Origin of the sequence: Allobaileyella intestinalis, assembly GCF_009695865.1 — a bacterium.
Lineage (GTDB): Bacteria > Bacillota > Clostridia > Peptostreptococcales > Anaerovoracaceae > Allobaileyella > Allobaileyella intestinalis.
The window spans coordinates 173,102-191,326 of record NZ_VUNB01000004.1; the positions used below are offsets into that span (position 1 = coordinate 173,102).

The following is an 18,225-nucleotide window of genomic DNA, read 5'->3' on the forward strand; positions in this document are numbered from 1 at the left end:
GGCAACGGACAATAATCCTATTTCGCAACAAAGTTAACCAGTTTGCCCGGAATTACGATGGCCTTAACAATTGTTTTGCCTTCACATGCTGACTGAACTTTTGCGCTGGATCTTGCCAGTTCCTCTAATTTCTCCTTATCTGTGTCTCTAGGGACTACCAGCTTGTCCTTAATCCTGCCGTTAATCTGAACTATCACTTCGATTTCATCAAGTACAAGTGCAGATGGATCATATTCAGGCCAAGGTGTCTGATATACCCTTTCCTTGTGACCCATATCACTCCACAGTTCTTCTGTAATGTGAGGAGTGAACGGGTTGAGGATCAGAAGAAGGTCATTAATGGCCAGCTCCATGAGAGGAATGTTTATCTCACCTGACTGCTTGTATTTATAAAGCTCGTTTACAAGTTCCATAATAGAGCTTATAGCAGTATTGAAGCTGTACCTTCCCCCTGCATCCTCGGTTACCTTTTTAATAGTTCCATTGAGAGTGTAGTTAAGAGATTTATCTCTTTCGTTTCTGATCTCTATTCTGGAGTCAGTAACAACCTCACCTCTAATGTTTTCAATATAATCATATACAAGTCTGTAAACTCTGTTCAGGAAACGATAGCTTCCCTCAACGCCGGAGTCGGACCAGTCAAGTTCCTTTTCCGGAGGTGCAGCAAACAGAATAAACAGTCTTGCTGTATCTGAACCATAGCGCTGCTGTATTTCCTCCGGGCTTACAACATTGCCTATGGATTTTGACATCTTTGTACCGTCTTTAATTACCATTCCCTGTGTAAGAAGGTTCTTGAACGGTTCTTCTGCTTCTACCAGTCCAAGGTCATGGAGTACCATCTGGAAGAATCTGGCATAAAGAAGGTGAAGAATAGCGTGTTCTACTCCTCCGATATACTGGTCGACGTTCATCCAGTAATCAGCCTTTTCCTTGTCAAATGGCTTCTCTGAGTTGTGCGGGTCGCAGTATCTGAGGAAGTACCAGGATGAATCCATAAAGGTATCCATAGTATCTATCTCCCTCTTAGCTGGTTTTCCGCAGCAAGGACATGTTGTGTTCTGGAAATCGGCACTGGTTGTCAATGGAGAATCTCCTTTTCCTGTAAATTCAACATCTATAGGAAGTCTGACTGGGAGATTTTCCTCCTTCTCTGGAACCCATCCGCAATCCTCGCAGTAAATCATAGGAATAGGACATCCCCAATATCTCTGACGGGAAATCAGCCAGTCTCTGAGCTTATAGTTGACCTTTTCCCTGCCGATTCCCTTCTGGTGGAAATCTTTAATTATCTCTTTGATTGCATCCTTGTTGTTCATTCCGTCATATTTTCCGGAATTAAACATTGTACCTTCTGCAGGTGTTGCTTCTGTCATGTTATTGAAATCAACATCTGGATCGTGTGTGTCGATTACCGGAATTATTTCCAGATCGAATTTTTTTGCGAAATCAAAGTCTCTCTGGTCGTGAGCTGGTACGCCCATGATGGCACCTGTTCCATAATCCATCATGACATAGTCAGAAATGAAAATAGGAATTTCTTTGCCATTTACCGGATTTACGCAGTAATGACCGATGAACACACCGGTTTTCTCCTTTGAGAGAGATGTTCTTTCAATCTCGGATTTATGCTTGCACTCTTCAATGTAGGCCTTTGCAGCCTCTTCATATTCAGTTCCTGCCACAAGTTCTGATACATATGGATGTTCAGGGGCCAGAACCATGAATGTTACACCGAAGATAGTGTCAGGCCTTGTTGTATAGACAGTCAGCTCCTTGTCAGTGTCCTTGATCTTCATTTCCAGCTCGGCACCGGTGGACCTTCCTATCCAGTTTTTTTGCATCATCTTGACCTTGTCAGGCCAGCCTGGAAGCTCATCAAGGTTCTTCAGAAGCCTGTCAGCGTAGTCTGTTATCTTAAGGTACCACTGAGAAAGGTATTTCTTGGTAACAGGTGTGTGGCATCTTTCACAGCATCCTTCTACTACCTGCTCGTTGGCCAGTACGGTCTGACAGCTTGGACACCAGTTTACAGAACTGTCTCTTTTTTCTGCCAGTCCTTTGTTGTAAAACTGAATAAAGAGCCACTGCATCCATTTGTAATAATCTTCCTTGCATGTTGCTGTCTCTCTGTCCCAGTCATAGCTGAATCCCAGAGATTTAAGCTGTCTTCTCATCTCCGCAATGTTTGAATCTGTCCATTCTGCAGGAGGTATGTTGTGCTTGATGGCGGCGTTCTCTGCAGGAAGGCCGAAGGAATCCCAGCCCATTACGTGGAGAACGTTGTAGCCCTTCATTCTTTTGAATCTGGCAATTACATCTCCAATTGAATAGTTGCGCACATGGCCCATGTGCAGTTTTCCAGAAGGATATGGAAACATCTCAAGATCATAGAACTTTTCCTTTGTGAAATCCTCACTGGTTCCGAAGGCGTTTTCATCTTCCCAGACTTTCTGCCATTTTTTCTCAATGGCATTGAAATCATATCTTTCGTTCATCATCTCTCCTCATTTGTGGGTATCCTAGTTCCAATATTTCCAGCGGGACGTGGTCCCGGTTCTGACTGAATATTATTGAATTTCTACAGAAGGACAGTCACTCCAGATTTTATCTACAGCATATTTTTCTCTGTTCTCTTCTGTGAACACATTTACGATTATGTCCCCAAGGTCAATGAGCATCCAGCCGGAGTTTCCACGGCCTTCTACTCCCTTGATTTCCAGTCCTGCTTCTGCAGCAGCATCCTGGGCATCCGTTGCAAGAGCATCCAGCTGCCTTTCAGATCCTGCAGTGGCATTTACAAAATAATCAGCAAAGCTGGATTTTTCACTGATATCAGTTACCAGTACATCTCTTGCCTTTCTGTCAGAAAGCTTTTTGCCGATCATCATAGCAGTTTCTTTCATTTCCATCAGCTAATCTCTCCTTTTCAGTTTCTCTAAAATAAAGTCTCTGGCTTCGGTAGTATCGGGATCCAGGATTCTGTTCCTGTAAGTGATGCTGTCGATGCAGAAATCCAGTATTTCCAGACAGGCTTCGTCCAGGTTGTATCTGGCCAGGTGTCTCAATCTCCTGACTCCTGAATAAGTACGGTTTACTTCAACTGCATCGGAGACATAAATTATCTCTTCCAGCATGGACATTCCGTACCTTCCTGTAGTGTGATAGGAAACAGCATTTAAAATATCCTGGTCATCAACACCGAAATCTCTGGCAAGAATTCTTTTTCCTATTTTTGAGTGAGCCAGGGATTGATTGTTCCAGTACCAGAGTGACATCCCAAAATCTCTGATCTGCCGGTTCATTTCCTCAACAGAGTAACACTTGGCAATGTCGTGGACCAGGCCGGCGAAGTATGCCTTTTCCTGATTTACTCCGTAAATTGAAGCCAGTTTTACAGCTTCCCGGGCTACACCAAGTGAATGGGTATACCGCTTAGGTGTCAGAGTTTTTTCAAGATATTCTTTTATTTCGTCAGTCTTTGTATAATCCATTTTCTTCTATAAATCCAATTATTTCGGGAGGAACCATGTTCTCCGTAATTCTGCCGGCTGAATAATTTCTTCTGATTTCTGAAGAAGCTGCGGCCATAGGTTTCAGATCAACAAAAGTAATATTTCCTTTTAGCTGGGATCGGTACTTATTGGCTTTTTCTATTGCAGCGCCGTAGTCAGTTCCCGGCCTTACACCTGTTATAATCTTGTACTTTTCTATTATTTCTTCTCCTCTGTACCAGGAATCCAGGGTCATGAGAGAATCCAGGCCAAGGATGAAATACAGATCACAGCTGTATTTCTCAGAGAAATAAGATAACGTGTCCCATGTATAGCATGAGCGATTCAATCTGATTTCGTGATCGGAAAGTGAAAATGCAGGATTGCGGTGGAGAATCCGGCGTATCATTTCGCATCTCATTTCTCCTGGTGTCACATTTGTGTTCTGCTTAAAAGGAGAAATATAGTTTGGCACAAATACCACCTGATCCAGATCAGCTCCTTCTGCAGCTGCTGAAGCAAGATTGATATGCCCTTCATGGACAGGATCAAAGGTTCCTCCAAATATTCCGATCCTTGGTAATGATGGTTCCATGGCCAGTTAATCATCCACCTTGGACAGCTGGAGACCCAGCTCGTTGAGCTGAGCACCATCAGCCTTACCAGGTGCTTCACATACAAGACACTGGGCATTCTGGTTCTTAGGAAAGGCAATAACCTCCCGGATGCTGGATTCACCCAGAAGAAGCATGACCATTCTGTCAAGGCCATAGGCCAGTCCTGCATGAGGCGGTGCACCGTACTTGAATGCTTCAATAAGGAAGCCGAATTTCTCTTCACACTCCTGGTCGGAAAGTCCCAGAGTATCAAACATCTTTTTCTGAAGCTTCCTGTCGTGGATTCTGATTGAACCACCACCGAGCTCAACTCCGTTCAGTACTATGTCATATGCGTCTGCGTCCAGCCCCAGAATGTCTCCCTCATCAAGTTTGTGAAGCTGGTCCAGCTTTGGCTGTGTAAACGGATGATGCATAGCCTTGATGTTACCTTCATCATCTTCCTCGAACATAGGGAAATCAACAACCCAGAGGAAGTTGAAGACATTATCATCCAGAAGACCCATCTGTCCTGCAATTCTTCTTCTCAGGAAACCGAGAGTTGCAAACACAACCTTTGGTCTGTCGCTGGCAATGAAGATGATATCACCGTTCTGTGCTTTCATTCTGTCAGCAATTTCTGCCAGCTTTTCGTCATCGAAGAACTTGCTGACAGATGACTTGAAGCCATCTTCTTCCTTTCTGATCCAAACCAGACCCTTGGCACCATAGTGTTTGCATTCCTCAGTCAGTTTATCAACTTTCTTCCTTGAATATACTGACGAACCGCCTGTAATGCAAATGGCTCTGATATCTCCCCCTTCTTCAACGACCTTCTGGAAAACAGGAAATTCGCTGCCGGCAACAAGATCTTTGATGTCCTTCAATTCGAAACCAAAACGAGTGTCCGGCTTGTCGGAACCGAAACGCTCCATTGCTTCTTTATATGTAATCCGAGGGAAAGGAGTTTCAATATCCATTCCCTTGACTTCCTTCATCAACTTCTTAAGGAAGCCTTCCTGAATCTGGATTACATCGTCTGTATCAACAAATGACATTTCCAGGTCAATCTGAGTGAACTCAGGCTGTCTGTCAGCTCTCAGGTCTTCATCTCTGAAGCACTTTGCAATCTGAAAATATCTGTCAGTTCCCCCTACCATCAGAAGCTGTTTGAACATCTGAGGTGACTGAGGAAGAGCGTAGAATGAGCCAGGGTTTACCCTTGATGGAACCAGATAATCCCTTGCTCCTTCAGGAGTAGGCTTAATCAGATCCGGAGTCTCTACCTCAGTGAAACCATTTTCGTCAAAATAGTCTCTTGCACACTTTGTTACCTTGTGACGGAAGGTAAGATTTCTCTGCATCTTGTGTTTTCTCAGGTCAAGATACCTGTATTTGAGACGGAGATTCTCATCTACGTTATCATCATCTTTGATATAGATTGGAGGAGTATCTGCTTCAGAGTATATTACAAGATCTTCTGCGAATACTTCGATATCACCTGTATCCAGATTAGGATTTCTGGAACTTCTTTCTCTTACAGTTCCTTTTACCCCGATAACGTATTCACTGCGAAGTGACCTGGCCTTGTCCAGCACCTCAGGGCTGCAGTTTTCATCGAAAGTAATCTGGGTGATGCCTGTCTTGTCTCTAAGATCTACAAAAACAAGAGCTCCAAGACTTCGCTGTTTTGCCACCCATCCGTTGAGAACAACCTGTTGCCCTTCGTCTTCAAGCCTAAGCTCTCCGCACATGTGGGTACGTTTGAAAAGTTCTGACATTTTCAATACCTTCTCTCTTCCTCTATTATGTATCTTTAATAACTTACCTTAATTCCCGGTCTTTAATTCCTGATGTGGCTGATGAGATCTTCTGTTGCCACGCTGGTCTGCTTCCCCGTTTCCATATCCTTAAGAGTAAGCATTCCAGATGATACCTCATCGTCTCCGATTACCACAGTGTATGCCGCACCAATCTTGTTTGCGTATTTCATCTGGCCCTTGAGATTTCTGTCATTTGCGTCAACAACAGCTCTGATGCCGCTGGTACGGAGCTTGCTCAGAAGTCCCATGGAAAAAAGTTTTGCTTCTTTGCCAATATATGCGATAAAGAGTTCAGGAGCCGTAGTTCCGCCGAACTGGTGGCCGTTCTGTTCCATGAGCATGAGAAGCCGTTCTTTTCCAAGTCCAAAGCCTACGCCTGGCATGTCAGGTCCACCCACTTCCTCAATAAGGTGATCATATCTTCCGCCGCCGCAAACAGTACCCTGGGCTCCTATTCTTGTGCTTACAAATTCGAAAGCCGTTTTCGTGTAATAATCCAGGCCGCGGACAATCTTGTCGTCTACTACGAAGGGAATATCCATAGCGGTCAGCATCTCTTTAAGTTCTTCGAATGCTTTTCTGCAGTCGTCGCAGAGATAATCAAGCATAACCGGAGCATCCTTTACAATCTTCTGATCTTCTTCAGATTTGCAATCGAGAATTCTCATTGGATTTGTCTCGAATCTGGACTGACATGTTTCACAAAGCTGGTGGAGGTGAGGTCTCAGGAAATCCTGAAGTGCTTTTTTATAAACTGGTCTGCACTCTCTGCATCCAACGCTGTTGATGTGCAGTTCCACATCGGTTATTCCCATTCTTGTGAGAAAGTCATGAGCCAGAGCAATAATTTCGGCGTCAGCTGTTACGCTGTGAGAACCGAAAATCTCCACTCCGAACTGGTGAAACTCTCTGAGTCTGCCGGCCTGAGGCTTCTCGTATCTGAAGCAAGGCGTGTTGTACCAGTATCTTGTAGGCTGGGATTCAGCATATTCCTTGCTTTCAATGAACGCTCTTACAGCTGGTGAAGTTCCTTCCGGTTTAAGAGTTATGCTCCTGTGACCGTGATCTTCAAATGTGTACATCTCCTTCTGTACAATGTCGGTAGTCTCTCCAACTCCTCTGTTAAAAAGATCTGTGCTCTCAAACATAGGAGTTCTGATTTCTCCGAAACCATACTCTCTGCAGATTTCGGCAAATTTCTCTTCTATATACTGCCATTTGCCGGAATCTGAAGGCATAATATCCTTCGTTCCCTTTGGTGCTTTAAGTGCCATTTCTTCCTCCATCTATTTTTTATCAGAATCATGGGTTCCCGTAAAATACTGATCTTTGCGCTTTAGTATCTCTTCAAACCGCTCTGTGTAGATTCTGAAATTACTTACGTTCGCAACTCTTTCCAGACCATCTCTTTCAGGAAAATAAATCTTCCCTATGGCTCCGGCGCCAAGAGCAATAATGGTCTGTTTTTCTTCCATTATCCGGATGTTGTAAATTGAATGAGTTCCGGGCTTACACCATCCAACATTCTCGTGACCGCCGGTTTGATGCTTCTGACGATAAATATAATATGGCAAATATCCGGAATCGTAAAGCATACGACTCCCTTTTTCCAGCATAGAAGTAACAAGTCGTCCTTTTTCTCTGAAATATTCCGGATCCTGCTGCTTCAGCCTTGAACCGTGTTTTACCGACAGGGTGTGAATCGTTATATTTGATGCACCCAGTTCGATTATTTCCTGAAGGCTTCTTGTAAAATCTTCTGCCGTTTCTTCCGGAAGGCCTGCGATTAAATCGGAATTTATGGTTTTAAATCCGGTTTTCTCAGCAATTTTGAACGCTTCTCTTATCTGTTCCGGTCCGTGAGACCTTCCAATTAGTTCCATGGTTCTCTTTTTCATGGACTGAGGATTAATGCTGATTCTGTCGATGCCCAGGGATTTAATAACATCCATTTTTTCCTGGGTTATGGTATCAGGCCGCCCCGCTTCTACAGTAAACTCGATGGACCCCGGTTCTATACGAAAATTGTGGTAAACAGAGGTGATCAGTCTTTCAAGTTGTTCAGGGTTTAGGGTAGTAGGAGTTCCTCCTCCTATGTACACTGACTCAAGCTTTCTTCCTGCCTGTTTGTATTTACTGCCAGTGTATTCTATTTCTCTGATCAGGTTGTCCAGATATGTTTCTATTTCCCCGGCAGTTCCGATATTAGAAGCAAAGGAGCAATAGGAACATCTTGTGGGACAGAACGGAATACCTACATAGAGTGAATCCTCACAGGTATCTGGTGCAGGAACGTTGTCCAGCTGGTACCGAAGGATATCCATTAGAAGATCCAGCTTGGAATCCGAAATGAGATACATATCCTTCATTTCAGCCCTGGTTTTTCCTATCTTTTGATCTGTTGTTTCATCGCCAGAAGAAAGAGAGAGGGCAATTTGAAAAGCAAGTTTCAAAGGCCTTACTCCCGTTAAAGTTCCCCATGGCATTTCAGCCCCTGTAATATCAGATAAAACCCAGTAAAGTTTTCTCTTAATCTCTTCTCGGCCCTGACTGCCGCTGCTGTTGAATAAGTAGCTGTTTTCCCCAAGCAGACTGGAATTTATGCCGGGACTGTTAAAGGGAATGACCTCAAATTGATGATCATCCATAAACAGCCGGCAAAGCTCGGCAAAATGGTATTCGTTCTTGATTCCGTTTATGTAAAATCTATACAAAAGGGTTCATCCTCTTTTCTAATCCTATTGTAGTTTCAGGCCCGTGGCCTGGATAGACCAGCGTTTCGTCAGGTAACGAATAAAGTTTATTGGAAATTGATTCCATCAGCCTTTCTGTATCAGCTTCCGCCAGGTCAGTTCTGCCAACGCTTAGTCTGAACAGCGTATCCCCGCTGAAAAGCAGGCCTTCTGTATAGATACACATGCCTCCCGGAGTATGGCCGGGGGTTTTCATAAACCTGAGATCATGGGTTCCGAACTTAATCACCTGTCCATCTTCAACATAAATATCAGCCTCTACTGTAACCTCTTTGCCTGCAATAGATTTGGAATTGTTAAGCTCCGGATCTGTAAGGAAGTGCTTTTCATCGGAGGATGCAATAATCTTTGCTTCGGGATACAGGGCCGTATATTCTGAGATTGCTGCCATGTGATCTGCATGCCCGTGGGTAAGAATGATCATGTCCAGTGAACCTGTGCTCCTGATTGCATTTATCAAATCATCATTTATGGTTCCCGGGTCTACAACTGCTGAAAGGCATTGATCCTGGTCCAGCAAAATATACGTATTCTCCATGAATATTCCGTTATCTGATCTCAGTACTTTAAGACCCATAAATTCTTCCTCTTAAAATATGATATATATTTGTTGCGGTAACAGATAAATGTCCTATGAGGATTTTGCTCTGAATACCTTCTCTATTCCTACAACGTTTCTCAATGCAATGAGAAGACGCTGCATCTGATGGGTTCCGGAAATAGATACTGTAATAACAACTTTCACATAGTCGTCTTCTACAGGATTCATGTTAACTCCGCAAAGCCTTACATCCATATCTTCGCAGACTTTTGAAATATCGCTGAACATTCCTTTTCTGTCTGTTCCAAGAATGACAATGTCTGCGTAATAGGTCTGGCCTTCCTTTGGAGTCTCCCATTCTACTTCGATGAGCCTCCCCTTTTCTCTTTCTGGAAGATGGACGATGTTTGTACAATCCTTTCTGTGTACTGTAATTCCTCTTCCCTTTGTAATGAAGCCTATTATTTCATCTCCAGGCACAGGGCTGCAGCATCTTGCAGTTCTTATGAGAAAACCTGATTCATCTTCCGAACCCTTTACGACAATAGCAGGACCATCTCCCGGGTCACGGCGAATGGTTTTGCGCTCTCTTATCTCTTCTTCTTTCTTCTTCTGAGCTCTTTCATTATCGTCCAGATAGTACTCAATAAGTCTTGTTCCAATTTTGGAAAGAGCGCTGCCGCCTCCGGCTATTTGTGAATACAGTTCATTGACGTTGTTCAGCTTAAAGTCTTTTACTGCTTTAAGAAGATAGGCGTTTTTAGCAACAAGTGCCGGATCATATCCCTTCTTCTTGATGTAGTTAGAAATACTGGTTTTTCCTTTATCAACGAAGTCCCCTCTGTCAGATTTCCTCAGCCATGTTCTTATCTTGGATCTGGCCTGGGAACTCTTCACAATGTTGAGCCAGTCTATGCTTGGACCGCTGGAATTTGCTGATGTAATTACTTCGATAATATCTCCGTTTGCAAGAGTATGATCGATAGTAACCATCTTTCCGTTGACCTTGGCTCCTACACATCTCAGACCAACGTCTGTATGAATCTTAAAGGCAAAATCAAGAGGCGTGGATCCTGCAGGAAGGTCCACTACATCTCCCTTCGGAGTAAAGACGAATACCTGATTGTCAAAGAGGTCCATCTTCAGGGTCTCAAGGAATTCTGTAGAATCATCAGTTTCCTTCTGCCATTCAAGAGATTGTCTGAGCCAGGCCAGCTTCTGATCATTGTCATCTGCACTGGCCTTTCCGGTCTTTCCTTCTTTGTATTTCCAGTGAGCTGCAATACCGTATTCAGCGATACGGTGCATCTCATAGGTTCTGATCTGTATCTCAAAAGGATCCCCCTTATCATCAATAACAGTGGTGTGAAGGGACTGATACAGATTTGGCTTTGGCATTGCTATATAATCTTTGAACCTTCCTGGAATAGGTATCCACCGGGTGTGAACTGCGCCCAGAACTGCATAGCAGTCTTTAATTGAAGGAACTATGATTCTCACTGCAGTGAGGTCGAAGATTTCATCCAGCTGCTTATGCTGCATTACCATCTTCTTATAAATACTATACAGGGATTTCCGTCTGCCCATAATGTCATACTCGATATCTGTTTTATCCAGTATCTTTCTGACTTCCTCTATGAGCCGGCCAACAACCTCGCCTCTCTCCTTTTCTTTTTCAGAAACCTTTATGGAAAGATCTTTGTATTCTGCAGGATGGAGATACTTGAGAGCAAGATCCTCCAGCTCAGACTTGATGCTGTAAATTCCCAGCCTTCCGGCCAGTGGAGCATAAATTTCAAGAGTTTCCAGAGACTTTTCTTCCCTCTTCTTAGGTACCATGTATTCCAGAGTCCTCATGTTGTGAAGCCGGTCAGCCAGCTTGATTATGAGGACTCTGATGTCCTTTGACATGGCAAGGAACATTTTCCTGAAGTTCTCTGCCTGCAGTTCTTCCTTTGAATCGTATTTGATATTTCCCAGTTTTGTGACGCCGTCAACAAGAAGAGCAATGTCTTCGTTGAAATCCTCAATTAACTGCTCTCTTGTGTAATCTGTGTCCTCTACTACGTCGTGAAGCAGTCCGCTGACTATAGTTTCGCTGTCCATTCCGAATTCTGCCAGAATTTTGGCAACAGCAATAGGATGGATAATGTAAGGCTCACCGCTTTTGCGGAACTGGCCGGCGTGCTGTTTACTGGCTAATTCAAAGGCCTTCACTATTATCGGATCATCGTACTTATAGCTGATCTTTTTTAGATCATTAATAAACTGTTCAGTTGTAGGCTCCGAGTACTGATTACCCATATTATCTCCCAATAATCACGAAAATATTATTTTACTATTCCTTCGTTTTCTCTTCTGGCTTTTTCCCTGGCTCTGTTTTTCTGTTTCTGCCTGTCTCTCTTTTCCTTGTCCTCAACATATTTAGAACGCGTCCCCTTCTTAGTCATTTCGTAGTACAGAGGGCTGCACAGGAAAATAGATGAGTAAGTTCCGCAGATTACGCCGATCATCAAAGGTATGAGGAATTCCCTCAGCTGTGATGATACGAGAACAAACAAAGGAATCATTACTACGATTGTTGTAAGAGAAGTCATTATGGACCTGGACAGAGTCTGATTAATACTGTCATCAATCATCTTCTCCCGTTCTTTCCTCTTGTAAAATTGAGTGTTCTCTCGTATTCTGTCGAAAACTACGATTGTATCGTTAATGGAATATCCCACTACCGTAAGAATGCCGGCGATAAACGGATTGTTGATGGTGAATCCGAAAATAGCATATAAGGACAGTGTGACCAGGACGTCGTGTCCCAGACCTGCAACGGCTGCCAGTCCATATTGCCAGTTCTTAAATCTGAATCTTATGTAAATAAGCATGCAGAAAGTTGCAATAAGCACTGATTTAACAGCATTGTGCCTCAGTTCTTTTCCTACTGTAGGGCCGAACTCCTCAGATGAAAGCACTGCATTTTTGCCAAGATGATATTTATCTGAGATGGTATTGACAACAGCAGTACGTTCTTTAGTCTTCATGGCCTTGATGGTTCTGATGACAATCTGGTCGTTATCCTTGCCGGCGTACACAATTGTAGGATTCAGCTTATAGTCTTTTATTGTATCTTTAACCTCATCTATATCGACTTTCTTGCCCATGTCCAGCTGAATCATAGTTCCGCCGGTAAAGTCGATTCCGTAATTGAATCCCCTTATTCCGGTGAATACGATTCCGCAGATGATGATTGCGGCACTGATGCAGTAGAATATCTTCCTGTTCCTGATGAAGTGGAAGTATCCATTTAACTGCATTTTCTTAGATCCATCTTCCTTGAAGCCGAAGTGTGTAATCGTTCCGAAAGTCCTGCTCTCGGCCATCAGATTTACGAAAACCTGAGTTACAAAAACAGCTGTGAATATAGATGCTACTGTACCGATCATCAGGGTAAGAGCAAAGCCTTTTACTGAAGTGGTACCGATAAGATACAGAACAAAGGCGGCAATCAGTGTAGTAGTCTGAGAGTCGATAACTGTTGAAAGAGCAGAATGGAATCCGGAGTCAACACTGACTCTTACTGACTTGCCTTTTGCTATTTCCTCCCTGATTCTGGTGAAAATAATTACGTTGGAATCCACGGCCATACCTATTCCAAGGATGATACCGGCAATTCCCGGAAGTGTGAGCACAGCACCGAATCCGGCCATAACCCACAAAATAATCTCAACATAAAGGGCGAGAGCAATATCTGCGGCGACTCCCATGAAGCCATAAACCACCAGCATCATGATGAATATTATGCCCAGACCTATTGCACCGGCCTTAATGCTCTTGTTAAGAGCATCTGCACCAATAGTAGCAGTCTCCACTGAGGAATTAACTTCTGTAAGGCTTGCTGGAAGTGCACCACCCTTGATAAGTGCTGAAGTATTGGAAGCCTCTTCTTTAGAGAATCCTCCTGGTCTGTAGATCTCGCAGCTCCTGCTGTCAATCTTCTGATCTACATTAGGTGCGGAGATAATCTTATCGTCCAGCATTATTACAACTGATGTTGCTGGAACAAGATTTCCATCAGAGTCTTTCAGAACCGGGTTAACTGTTCCGGAAGCTGCTCTCTCCGTGCCCTTGGCAAAATCGTCAGTACCTTTAGAAGTAAAGTCCATGGTGATCTTATATCCACCATGATCCTGGTCAGTAGAGAAACCTGCGTTCTTTACTTCGTTACCGTTCATAACCAGAGTCCCATCGGCCAGCAGGAAACGGAGCTGGGCGGTCTTGCCAATCTGTCGTATGGCCTGATCGGCATTGCTGATACCTGGCATCTCTACTCGGATCTTGTCACTTCCCTCGACAGCAACAGATGCCTCGGAAATACCCATAGCGTTAACTCTATTCTCAAGAACAGACTTTGTCTGATCCATAAGAGCAGCCTTGTCTTTGCCTTTAGCTTTAGTCTCAGCCTGCATCAACACATAAACTCCACCGTTGATGTCAAGACCGTATTTCAGTTGATCCTTAAGCTTCTTGACAGAACCAATACCTGTAAAGGAAACTACTGCTCCAAATATGATCACCACAATAATCACAACAGCCAGGATCTTGTTCTTTTTGTTCTGAGATTTCATCGTAAAACGTTCACCTTTCTCAAGCCTGTATCTCATTAAGTAAAATCATTACAAATAATTGAACCAATTCATTTTATTGTACAACAACACCATATACCATTCAAGGATAAATCATGCCGAATCCGCATTTATCAAGGGATTCAGGAACTTTACCATAATCGTATACCAGCAGAACATATGAAAACGAAAAGTCTTTTCGTCGTTTTAACTAACAGAAAAAGCGCACCAACAGGTGCGCCTTAAAATAAATTTACAGATGTTTATAAGAGCATATATCTTATGCTACTTCTCCTCCTCAGCAGGAGCTTCTTCCTTTGCAGCCTCTTCTTCGTGCTTAGGAGTCAGCTTCTTAGGTGTCACCTTGCGGTGCTTCTTAGGAGCTTCTTCTTCCTTCTCGTCAGCAACAGGTACTGGAGCATCTCCGGCAGCCTGCTTTCTGATGCTTCCTACTGCACTCTTCAGAATTTCCATCTTAACTCTGTCAGTACCAACAGCAATAACAACTGTATCGTTCTTAACTTTAATGACTTTACCCAGGATGCCGCCAATAGTAACGATCTCATCGCCTGTCTTCAGGCCGTTTCTCATGTTTGTGACTTCCTTGTCCCTCTTTCTCTGAGGACGGATCATGAGCAGATAGATCAGAAGTACGAATACAACACAAAGGATAAGATTAAAATACTGTGCGTTCATAGTTTCCTCCTGTTACAGTCAGAACTGTTTTAGTTTATTTCATAAAGTCCAATATGGTGCCGGTGATGGGGGTCGAACCCATACGATATTGCTATCACGGGATTTTGAATCCCGCGCGTCTGCCAATTCCGCCACACCGGCTGATTGTAAACATCCCCGGACAACATTGTATTTCCAAGATAACTATTTTTAAGTAAAAAAAATGGTGTGGCTGACTGGACTCGAACCAGCACGGTCTCCCACATGCCCCTCAAGCATGCGCGTCTGCCATTCCGCCACAGCCACATCACAAGTGTTATAATACACCTGCTACCCGCTTAACGCAAGTAGTTTTTTTATAAATTTGATTTTTTTTTGGAAATCACATCCGGATCTTCGTGATAGTCTCTGAGATGGTACTTCTTCAGAAGCTCATTGATCTTATCTCTAAGTTCCGTCAGATCTCCGTCGTTTGTGATCACCTCAGATGCCAGTTTTTTCTTTTCGTCTTCAGACATCTGCCTTTTTATTATACGCAAAACATCTCCTCTGTCTACCCCGTCTCTGCTGATTACCCTCTTTATTCTTGTTTCTTCAGAAGCTGTAACCAGCCAGATAGAATCGTACCAGCTGAGTTTTCCCATTTCCATAAGAAGGGGAACTGCAAAGAACAGGACTTCGCAGCCTTCCCTTTCCAGTTTTTCAGCTTCTGAAGCCAAATTCTCTACAAGGATCCGGGTAGTGCCCTTTTCCAGGAGTTCGAGTTTTGACTTATCTCTGAAAACAAGATCTCTCATCTTGCTCCGGTTCATTCCACCTTCAGCCGTAATGAACTGATCTCCGAAGTTCTTCCGTATATAAGGTATTCCTTTTCCCCCAGGGGCAGTCAGGGCCCTGGACATCAGGTCTGCATCCAGTACTGTATAACCCAGTTCCTCAAGATAGTCAGTTACTGCTGTTTTCCCTGATCCTATTCCCCCTGTAATGCCAATTTTCTTCATTTACGATTTCCTGTCAGATAATTTCTGTAGTTAGGTAGTTAGATACACATTATTTCAGTTCGTACCAGTTTTTTCCTGTGTTGAGGTCACACTTAAGAGGAACTGCCAGATCTGCTGCCTTTTCCATGTTCCTTTCCAGCAGCTCCTTCACATCCTCCAGTTCACTTTCCGGGGCCTCAATTATCAGCTCGTCGTGAATCTGCAAAATAAGACGGGAGCTCATATTTCTATCTTTCAGCTCTTTATGAACGTTGTTCATTGCGATTTTTATTATGTCTGCTGCTGTTCCCTGAATCGGGGTGTTCATCGCCAGTCTGGCAGCAAGCTGCCTGTCCATGTACTTTCTGGAACTGAATTCAGGTATCTGCCTGACTCTTCCGAACCAGGTTCTTACAATTCTTGTATCCTTTCCTTCTTCCACCTGCTTGTCAAGGAATTCCTTTACGGCCGGGTGTTTAAGGTAATATTCGTCAATGTACTGCTGTGCTTCGCCTCTGGAGATGTGAAGATCCTCTGACAGGCCGAATCCGCTTATTCCGTAAATTATGCCGAAGTTTACCGCCTTTGCTCTGGAACGGTCACTGGACGTAACTTCATCAAAAGGAATGTTGAACACTCTGGATGCAGTAATCCGGTGGATGTCCTCGCCCCTTTTGAAACCATCTATGAGGTTCTCATCGCCGCTGAGAGCGGCCATTATGCGAAGCTCGATCTGGGAATAATCTGAACCGATGAATGTGTTCTCTTTTTCGGATACGATAAAGGCTTTGCGAAGCTTCCTTCCGTAATCGTCTCTGACAGGAATGTTCTGGAGATTTGGCTCCGTGCAGCTGAGCCGTCCTGTTGCCGCAACCGTCTGATTGAAATGAGGTCTTATTTTCCCATCCTGGCAGATCAGCGGAATCAACCCTTCCACGTATGTTCCCAAAAGTTTCTTATACTTCCTGTATTTCAGAACGTTGCCGCAAATGGGATAATCCTCTTCAAGTTTTTCAAGAATATCTGCACCTGTAGACAGTGAGCCGGATTTTTTTCTTCCCGGATAAGGTATATCCATTTTCTGAAACAGGATTTCCGAAAGCTGCTTCGGTGAGTTCACATTGAATTCCTCTCCTGCCTCATCAATAATTTGTTTTTCCAGGCTGTCCACATATCCCTTTATCTCTTTTCCTGCGTCTTCCAGAACCTTCACATCTACACTGATTCCCGCAGCTTCCATGTCGGCAAGGGTGTTGATCAATGGAATTTCACAGGTAGTATAAAGAGGCATAACTCCCAGGTCTTCCATTACCGGTTCCTGGGCCAGTCTGATGCGCCAGATTGTAATCAGCTCTTTCAATACCTCTTCGCTGGAATAAATCTTCTTTTCTTTCTTTGAAGACCTTGACCCCTTTCCTTTTTCATCTGGAGACCCGATAACCCCCAGGTAGCCGGCAGCCATTTTTTCCACAGAATATCCTGACTGATTTGGGTCTATCAGATATTCTGCAATCATAATGTCCCACTGCCATTCAGGGGCCTCTATTCCTGCCATGATCATAGTATATGCAGCAGGTTTCAGGGAGAATCCGGTGAATTTGTATTCCCTCTGAGCCACCTGGCCGAGAAGGGCAGTAAGATTAAGAGGCGTAACAGGGTTTATGGAAAAAAGTTTTTTGTCTGGCGAAAGCAGTGCGACTCTAGTTGCTGAAGGCACCTGCAGGTGATTGTCATCAGTATCCATCCAGAAGACAACATTGCTTCCAGCCTCTGTTTGTTCAAGGAATTCATCAAGTGGAACGGTATTTATTTTATCTGCCAGTTCATGGATGGAATCTTCTGTGCTGACTGTTTCCACAGCCTTTTGTGTCTTATCTCCTCCCTTGTTTCTTATTCTGGAAATAAAGCTGTTAAACTGAAGTTCCTGGTATATCCGGATTAGTTCCTCCAGGTCAGGTTCTTCATATTTCAGGTCATCCATAGAATATTCCAGGGGAACGTCTCTCTTGATAGTGGCAAGCTTCTTTGTCATCAGGGCGTCGTCTTTATATGTTCTTACATTTTCGCCCAGCTTTCCTTTTATTTCGTCCATGTGCTGGATGACACCTTCTACTGAGCCGTACTCTTTCAGCAGAGCCAGTCCTTTTTTTTCACCTACGCCTTTTATGCCAGGGAGGTTATCCGAACTGTCCCCCATGAGACCTTTCAGATCTATAAAGGCCAGAGGTGTAAGGCCGTAACGGTCCATCATTGCTTCCTGATCGTAAATGTCAAAATCGGTTACTCCTCTTTTGTTGATCATTACCCTGGTATCTGGGCCTACCAGCTGGAGTTCATCTTTGTCTCCGGTTATTATCAGGGACTCCATGCCCAGTTCTGAAGCACGGGCTGTCACGGTACCTATAATATCGTCGGCCTCAAAGGTTTCCAGCTGAAGAACTGCAATATTCATGGCCTTCAGGACTTTTTTCAGAATGGGTATCTGAGCCAGCAGCTCCGGAGGAGTTTTCTGCCTTCCACCTTTGTAATCCTTATAGATTTCATGGCGGAAGGTGGGCTTTCTCATGTCGAAGGCAACGGCGATGTAATCCGGCTTTCCCTCCTGAAGAATTCTGTTGAGCATGTTAATAAAGGAGTACACACCCTGGGTATATACTCCGTCCTTTGTTACCATTGGTTTCATGGCAAAATAGCCTCTGAAAAGCAGGCTGTTGCCGTCTATGATTATTAGTTTCTCCATATTTACT

13 protein-coding genes and 2 tRNA genes are annotated in these 18,225 nt (G+C 43.8%); all 15 read right to left on the reverse strand.

From position 1 onward, the window contains the following. Positions 1–17: 17 nt before the first annotated feature. The 15 genes from leuS to polA all read right to left on the reverse strand — a co-directional run bounded on the left by leuS (position 18) and on the right by polA (position 18,218). Positions 18–2,498 (reverse strand): leucine--tRNA ligase, encoded by a 2,481-nt coding sequence (gene leuS, locus FYJ66_RS05770; protein WP_154572564.1) that lies wholly within the window; start codon positions 2,496–2,498, stop codon positions 18–20. Positions 2,499–2,570: 72 nt separating this feature from the next. Beyond that, positions 2,571–2,912: a ribosome silencing factor gene (gene rsfS / locus FYJ66_RS05775; protein ID WP_154572565.1), complete on the reverse strand. Its 342-nt coding sequence runs from the start codon at positions 2,910–2,912 to the stop codon at positions 2,571–2,573. A gap of 3 nt (positions 2,913–2,915) precedes the next feature. Then, positions 2,916–3,494 carry a bis(5'-nucleosyl)-tetraphosphatase (symmetrical) YqeK gene (yqeK, locus tag FYJ66_RS05780; protein WP_154572566.1) on the reverse strand — a complete coding sequence of 193 codons (579 nt, stop codon included), beginning with the start codon at positions 3,492–3,494 and terminating at the stop codon, positions 2,916–2,918. Then, on the reverse strand, positions 3,475–4,089 hold the full coding sequence (gene nadD, locus FYJ66_RS05785; RefSeq protein WP_154572567.1) for a nicotinate-nucleotide adenylyltransferase: 615 nt from the start codon (positions 4,087–4,089) through the stop codon (positions 3,475–3,477). The genes yqeK and nadD overlap by 20 nt, the downstream gene beginning before the upstream one ends. Before the next feature lie 6 nt (positions 4,090–4,095). Continuing rightward, positions 4,096–5,871: an aspartate--tRNA ligase gene (aspS, locus tag FYJ66_RS05790; RefSeq protein WP_154572568.1), complete on the reverse strand. Its 1,776-nt coding sequence runs from the start codon at positions 5,869–5,871 to the stop codon at positions 4,096–4,098. Between the two features lie 62 nt (positions 5,872–5,933). Beyond that, positions 5,934–7,187: a histidine--tRNA ligase gene (gene hisS, locus FYJ66_RS05795; protein WP_154572569.1), complete on the reverse strand. Its 1,254-nt coding sequence runs from the start codon at positions 7,185–7,187 to the stop codon at positions 5,934–5,936. 12 nt (positions 7,188–7,199) lie between these two features. Beyond that, positions 7,200–8,627, reverse strand: a complete 1,428-nt coding sequence (gene hemZ, locus FYJ66_RS05800; protein WP_154572570.1) for a coproporphyrinogen dehydrogenase HemZ — start codon at positions 8,625–8,627, stop codon at positions 7,200–7,202. Further along, a complete protein-coding gene (locus FYJ66_RS05805; protein WP_154572571.1) occupies positions 8,620–9,243 on the reverse strand; it encodes an MBL fold metallo-hydrolase in 624 nt (207 codons plus the stop codon). Before FYJ66_RS05805 ends, hemZ begins: the two co-directional genes overlap by 8 nt. Before the next feature lie 54 nt (positions 9,244–9,297). Further along, positions 9,298–11,511: a RelA/SpoT family protein gene (locus FYJ66_RS05810; RefSeq protein ID WP_154572572.1), complete on the reverse strand. Its 2,214-nt coding sequence runs from the start codon at positions 11,509–11,511 to the stop codon at positions 9,298–9,300. Positions 11,512–11,537: 26 nt separating this feature from the next. Then, positions 11,538–13,826 carry a protein translocase subunit SecD gene (gene secD, locus FYJ66_RS05815; protein WP_154572573.1) on the reverse strand — a complete coding sequence of 763 codons (2,289 nt, stop codon included), beginning with the start codon at positions 13,824–13,826 and terminating at the stop codon, positions 11,538–11,540. Between the two features lie 282 nt (positions 13,827–14,108). Then, entirely contained in the window at positions 14,109–14,519 is a 411-nt protein-coding gene (gene yajC, locus FYJ66_RS05820; RefSeq protein ID WP_154572574.1) for a preprotein translocase subunit YajC, read from the reverse strand. A 54-nt stretch (positions 14,520–14,573) separates the two neighbouring features. Continuing rightward, a tRNA-Leu gene (locus tag FYJ66_RS05825) sits at positions 14,574–14,660 on the reverse strand. 62 nt (positions 14,661–14,722) lie between these two features. Beyond that, positions 14,723–14,804 (reverse strand) — tRNA-Leu (locus FYJ66_RS05830). A gap of 50 nt (positions 14,805–14,854) precedes the next feature. Continuing rightward, positions 14,855–15,499: a dephospho-CoA kinase gene (gene coaE, locus FYJ66_RS05835; RefSeq protein ID WP_154572575.1), complete on the reverse strand. Its 645-nt coding sequence runs from the start codon at positions 15,497–15,499 to the stop codon at positions 14,855–14,857. Between the two features lie 49 nt (positions 15,500–15,548). Further along, complete coding sequence (gene polA / locus FYJ66_RS05840) at positions 15,549–18,218, reverse strand: DNA polymerase I (RefSeq protein ID WP_154572576.1); 2,670 nt, start codon at positions 18,216–18,218, stop codon at positions 15,549–15,551. Positions 18,219–18,225: the final 7 nt, after the last annotated feature.

Coding starts and splice junctions, on each gene's coding strand:
- nadD (WP_154572567.1), bottom strand. CDS start 4,089: ATGGAACCATCATTACCAAGGATCGGAATATTTGGAGGAACCTTTGAT.
- FYJ66_RS05805 (WP_154572571.1), bottom strand. CDS start 9,243: ATGGGTCTTAAAGTACTGAGATCAGATAACGGAATATTCATGGAGAAT.
- yajC (WP_154572574.1), bottom strand. CDS start 14,519: ATGAACGCACAGTATTTTAATCTTATCCTTTGTGTTGTATTCGTACTT.
- polA (WP_154572576.1), bottom strand. CDS start 18,218: ATGGAGAAACTAATAATCATAGACGGCAACAGCCTGCTTTTCAGAGGC.
- aspS (WP_154572568.1), bottom strand. CDS start 5,871: ATGTCAGAACTTTTCAAACGTACCCACATGTGCGGAGAGCTTAGGCTT.
- leuS (WP_154572564.1), bottom strand. CDS start 2,498: ATGAACGAAAGATATGATTTCAATGCCATTGAGAAAAAATGGCAGAAA.
- yqeK (WP_154572566.1), bottom strand. CDS start 3,494: ATGGATTATACAAAGACTGACGAAATAAAAGAATATCTTGAAAAAACT.
- rsfS (WP_154572565.1), bottom strand. CDS start 2,912: ATGGAAATGAAAGAAACTGCTATGATGATCGGCAAAAAGCTTTCTGAC.
- FYJ66_RS05810 (WP_154572572.1), bottom strand. CDS start 11,511: ATGGGTAATCAGTACTCGGAGCCTACAACTGAACAGTTTATTAATGAT.
- coaE (WP_154572575.1), bottom strand. CDS start 15,499: ATGAAGAAAATTGGCATTACAGGGGGAATAGGATCAGGGAAAACAGCA.
- hisS (WP_154572569.1), bottom strand. CDS start 7,187: ATGGCACTTAAAGCACCAAAGGGAACGAAGGATATTATGCCTTCAGAT.
- secD (WP_154572573.1), bottom strand. CDS start 13,826: ATGAAATCTCAGAACAAAAAGAACAAGATCCTGGCTGTTGTGATTATT.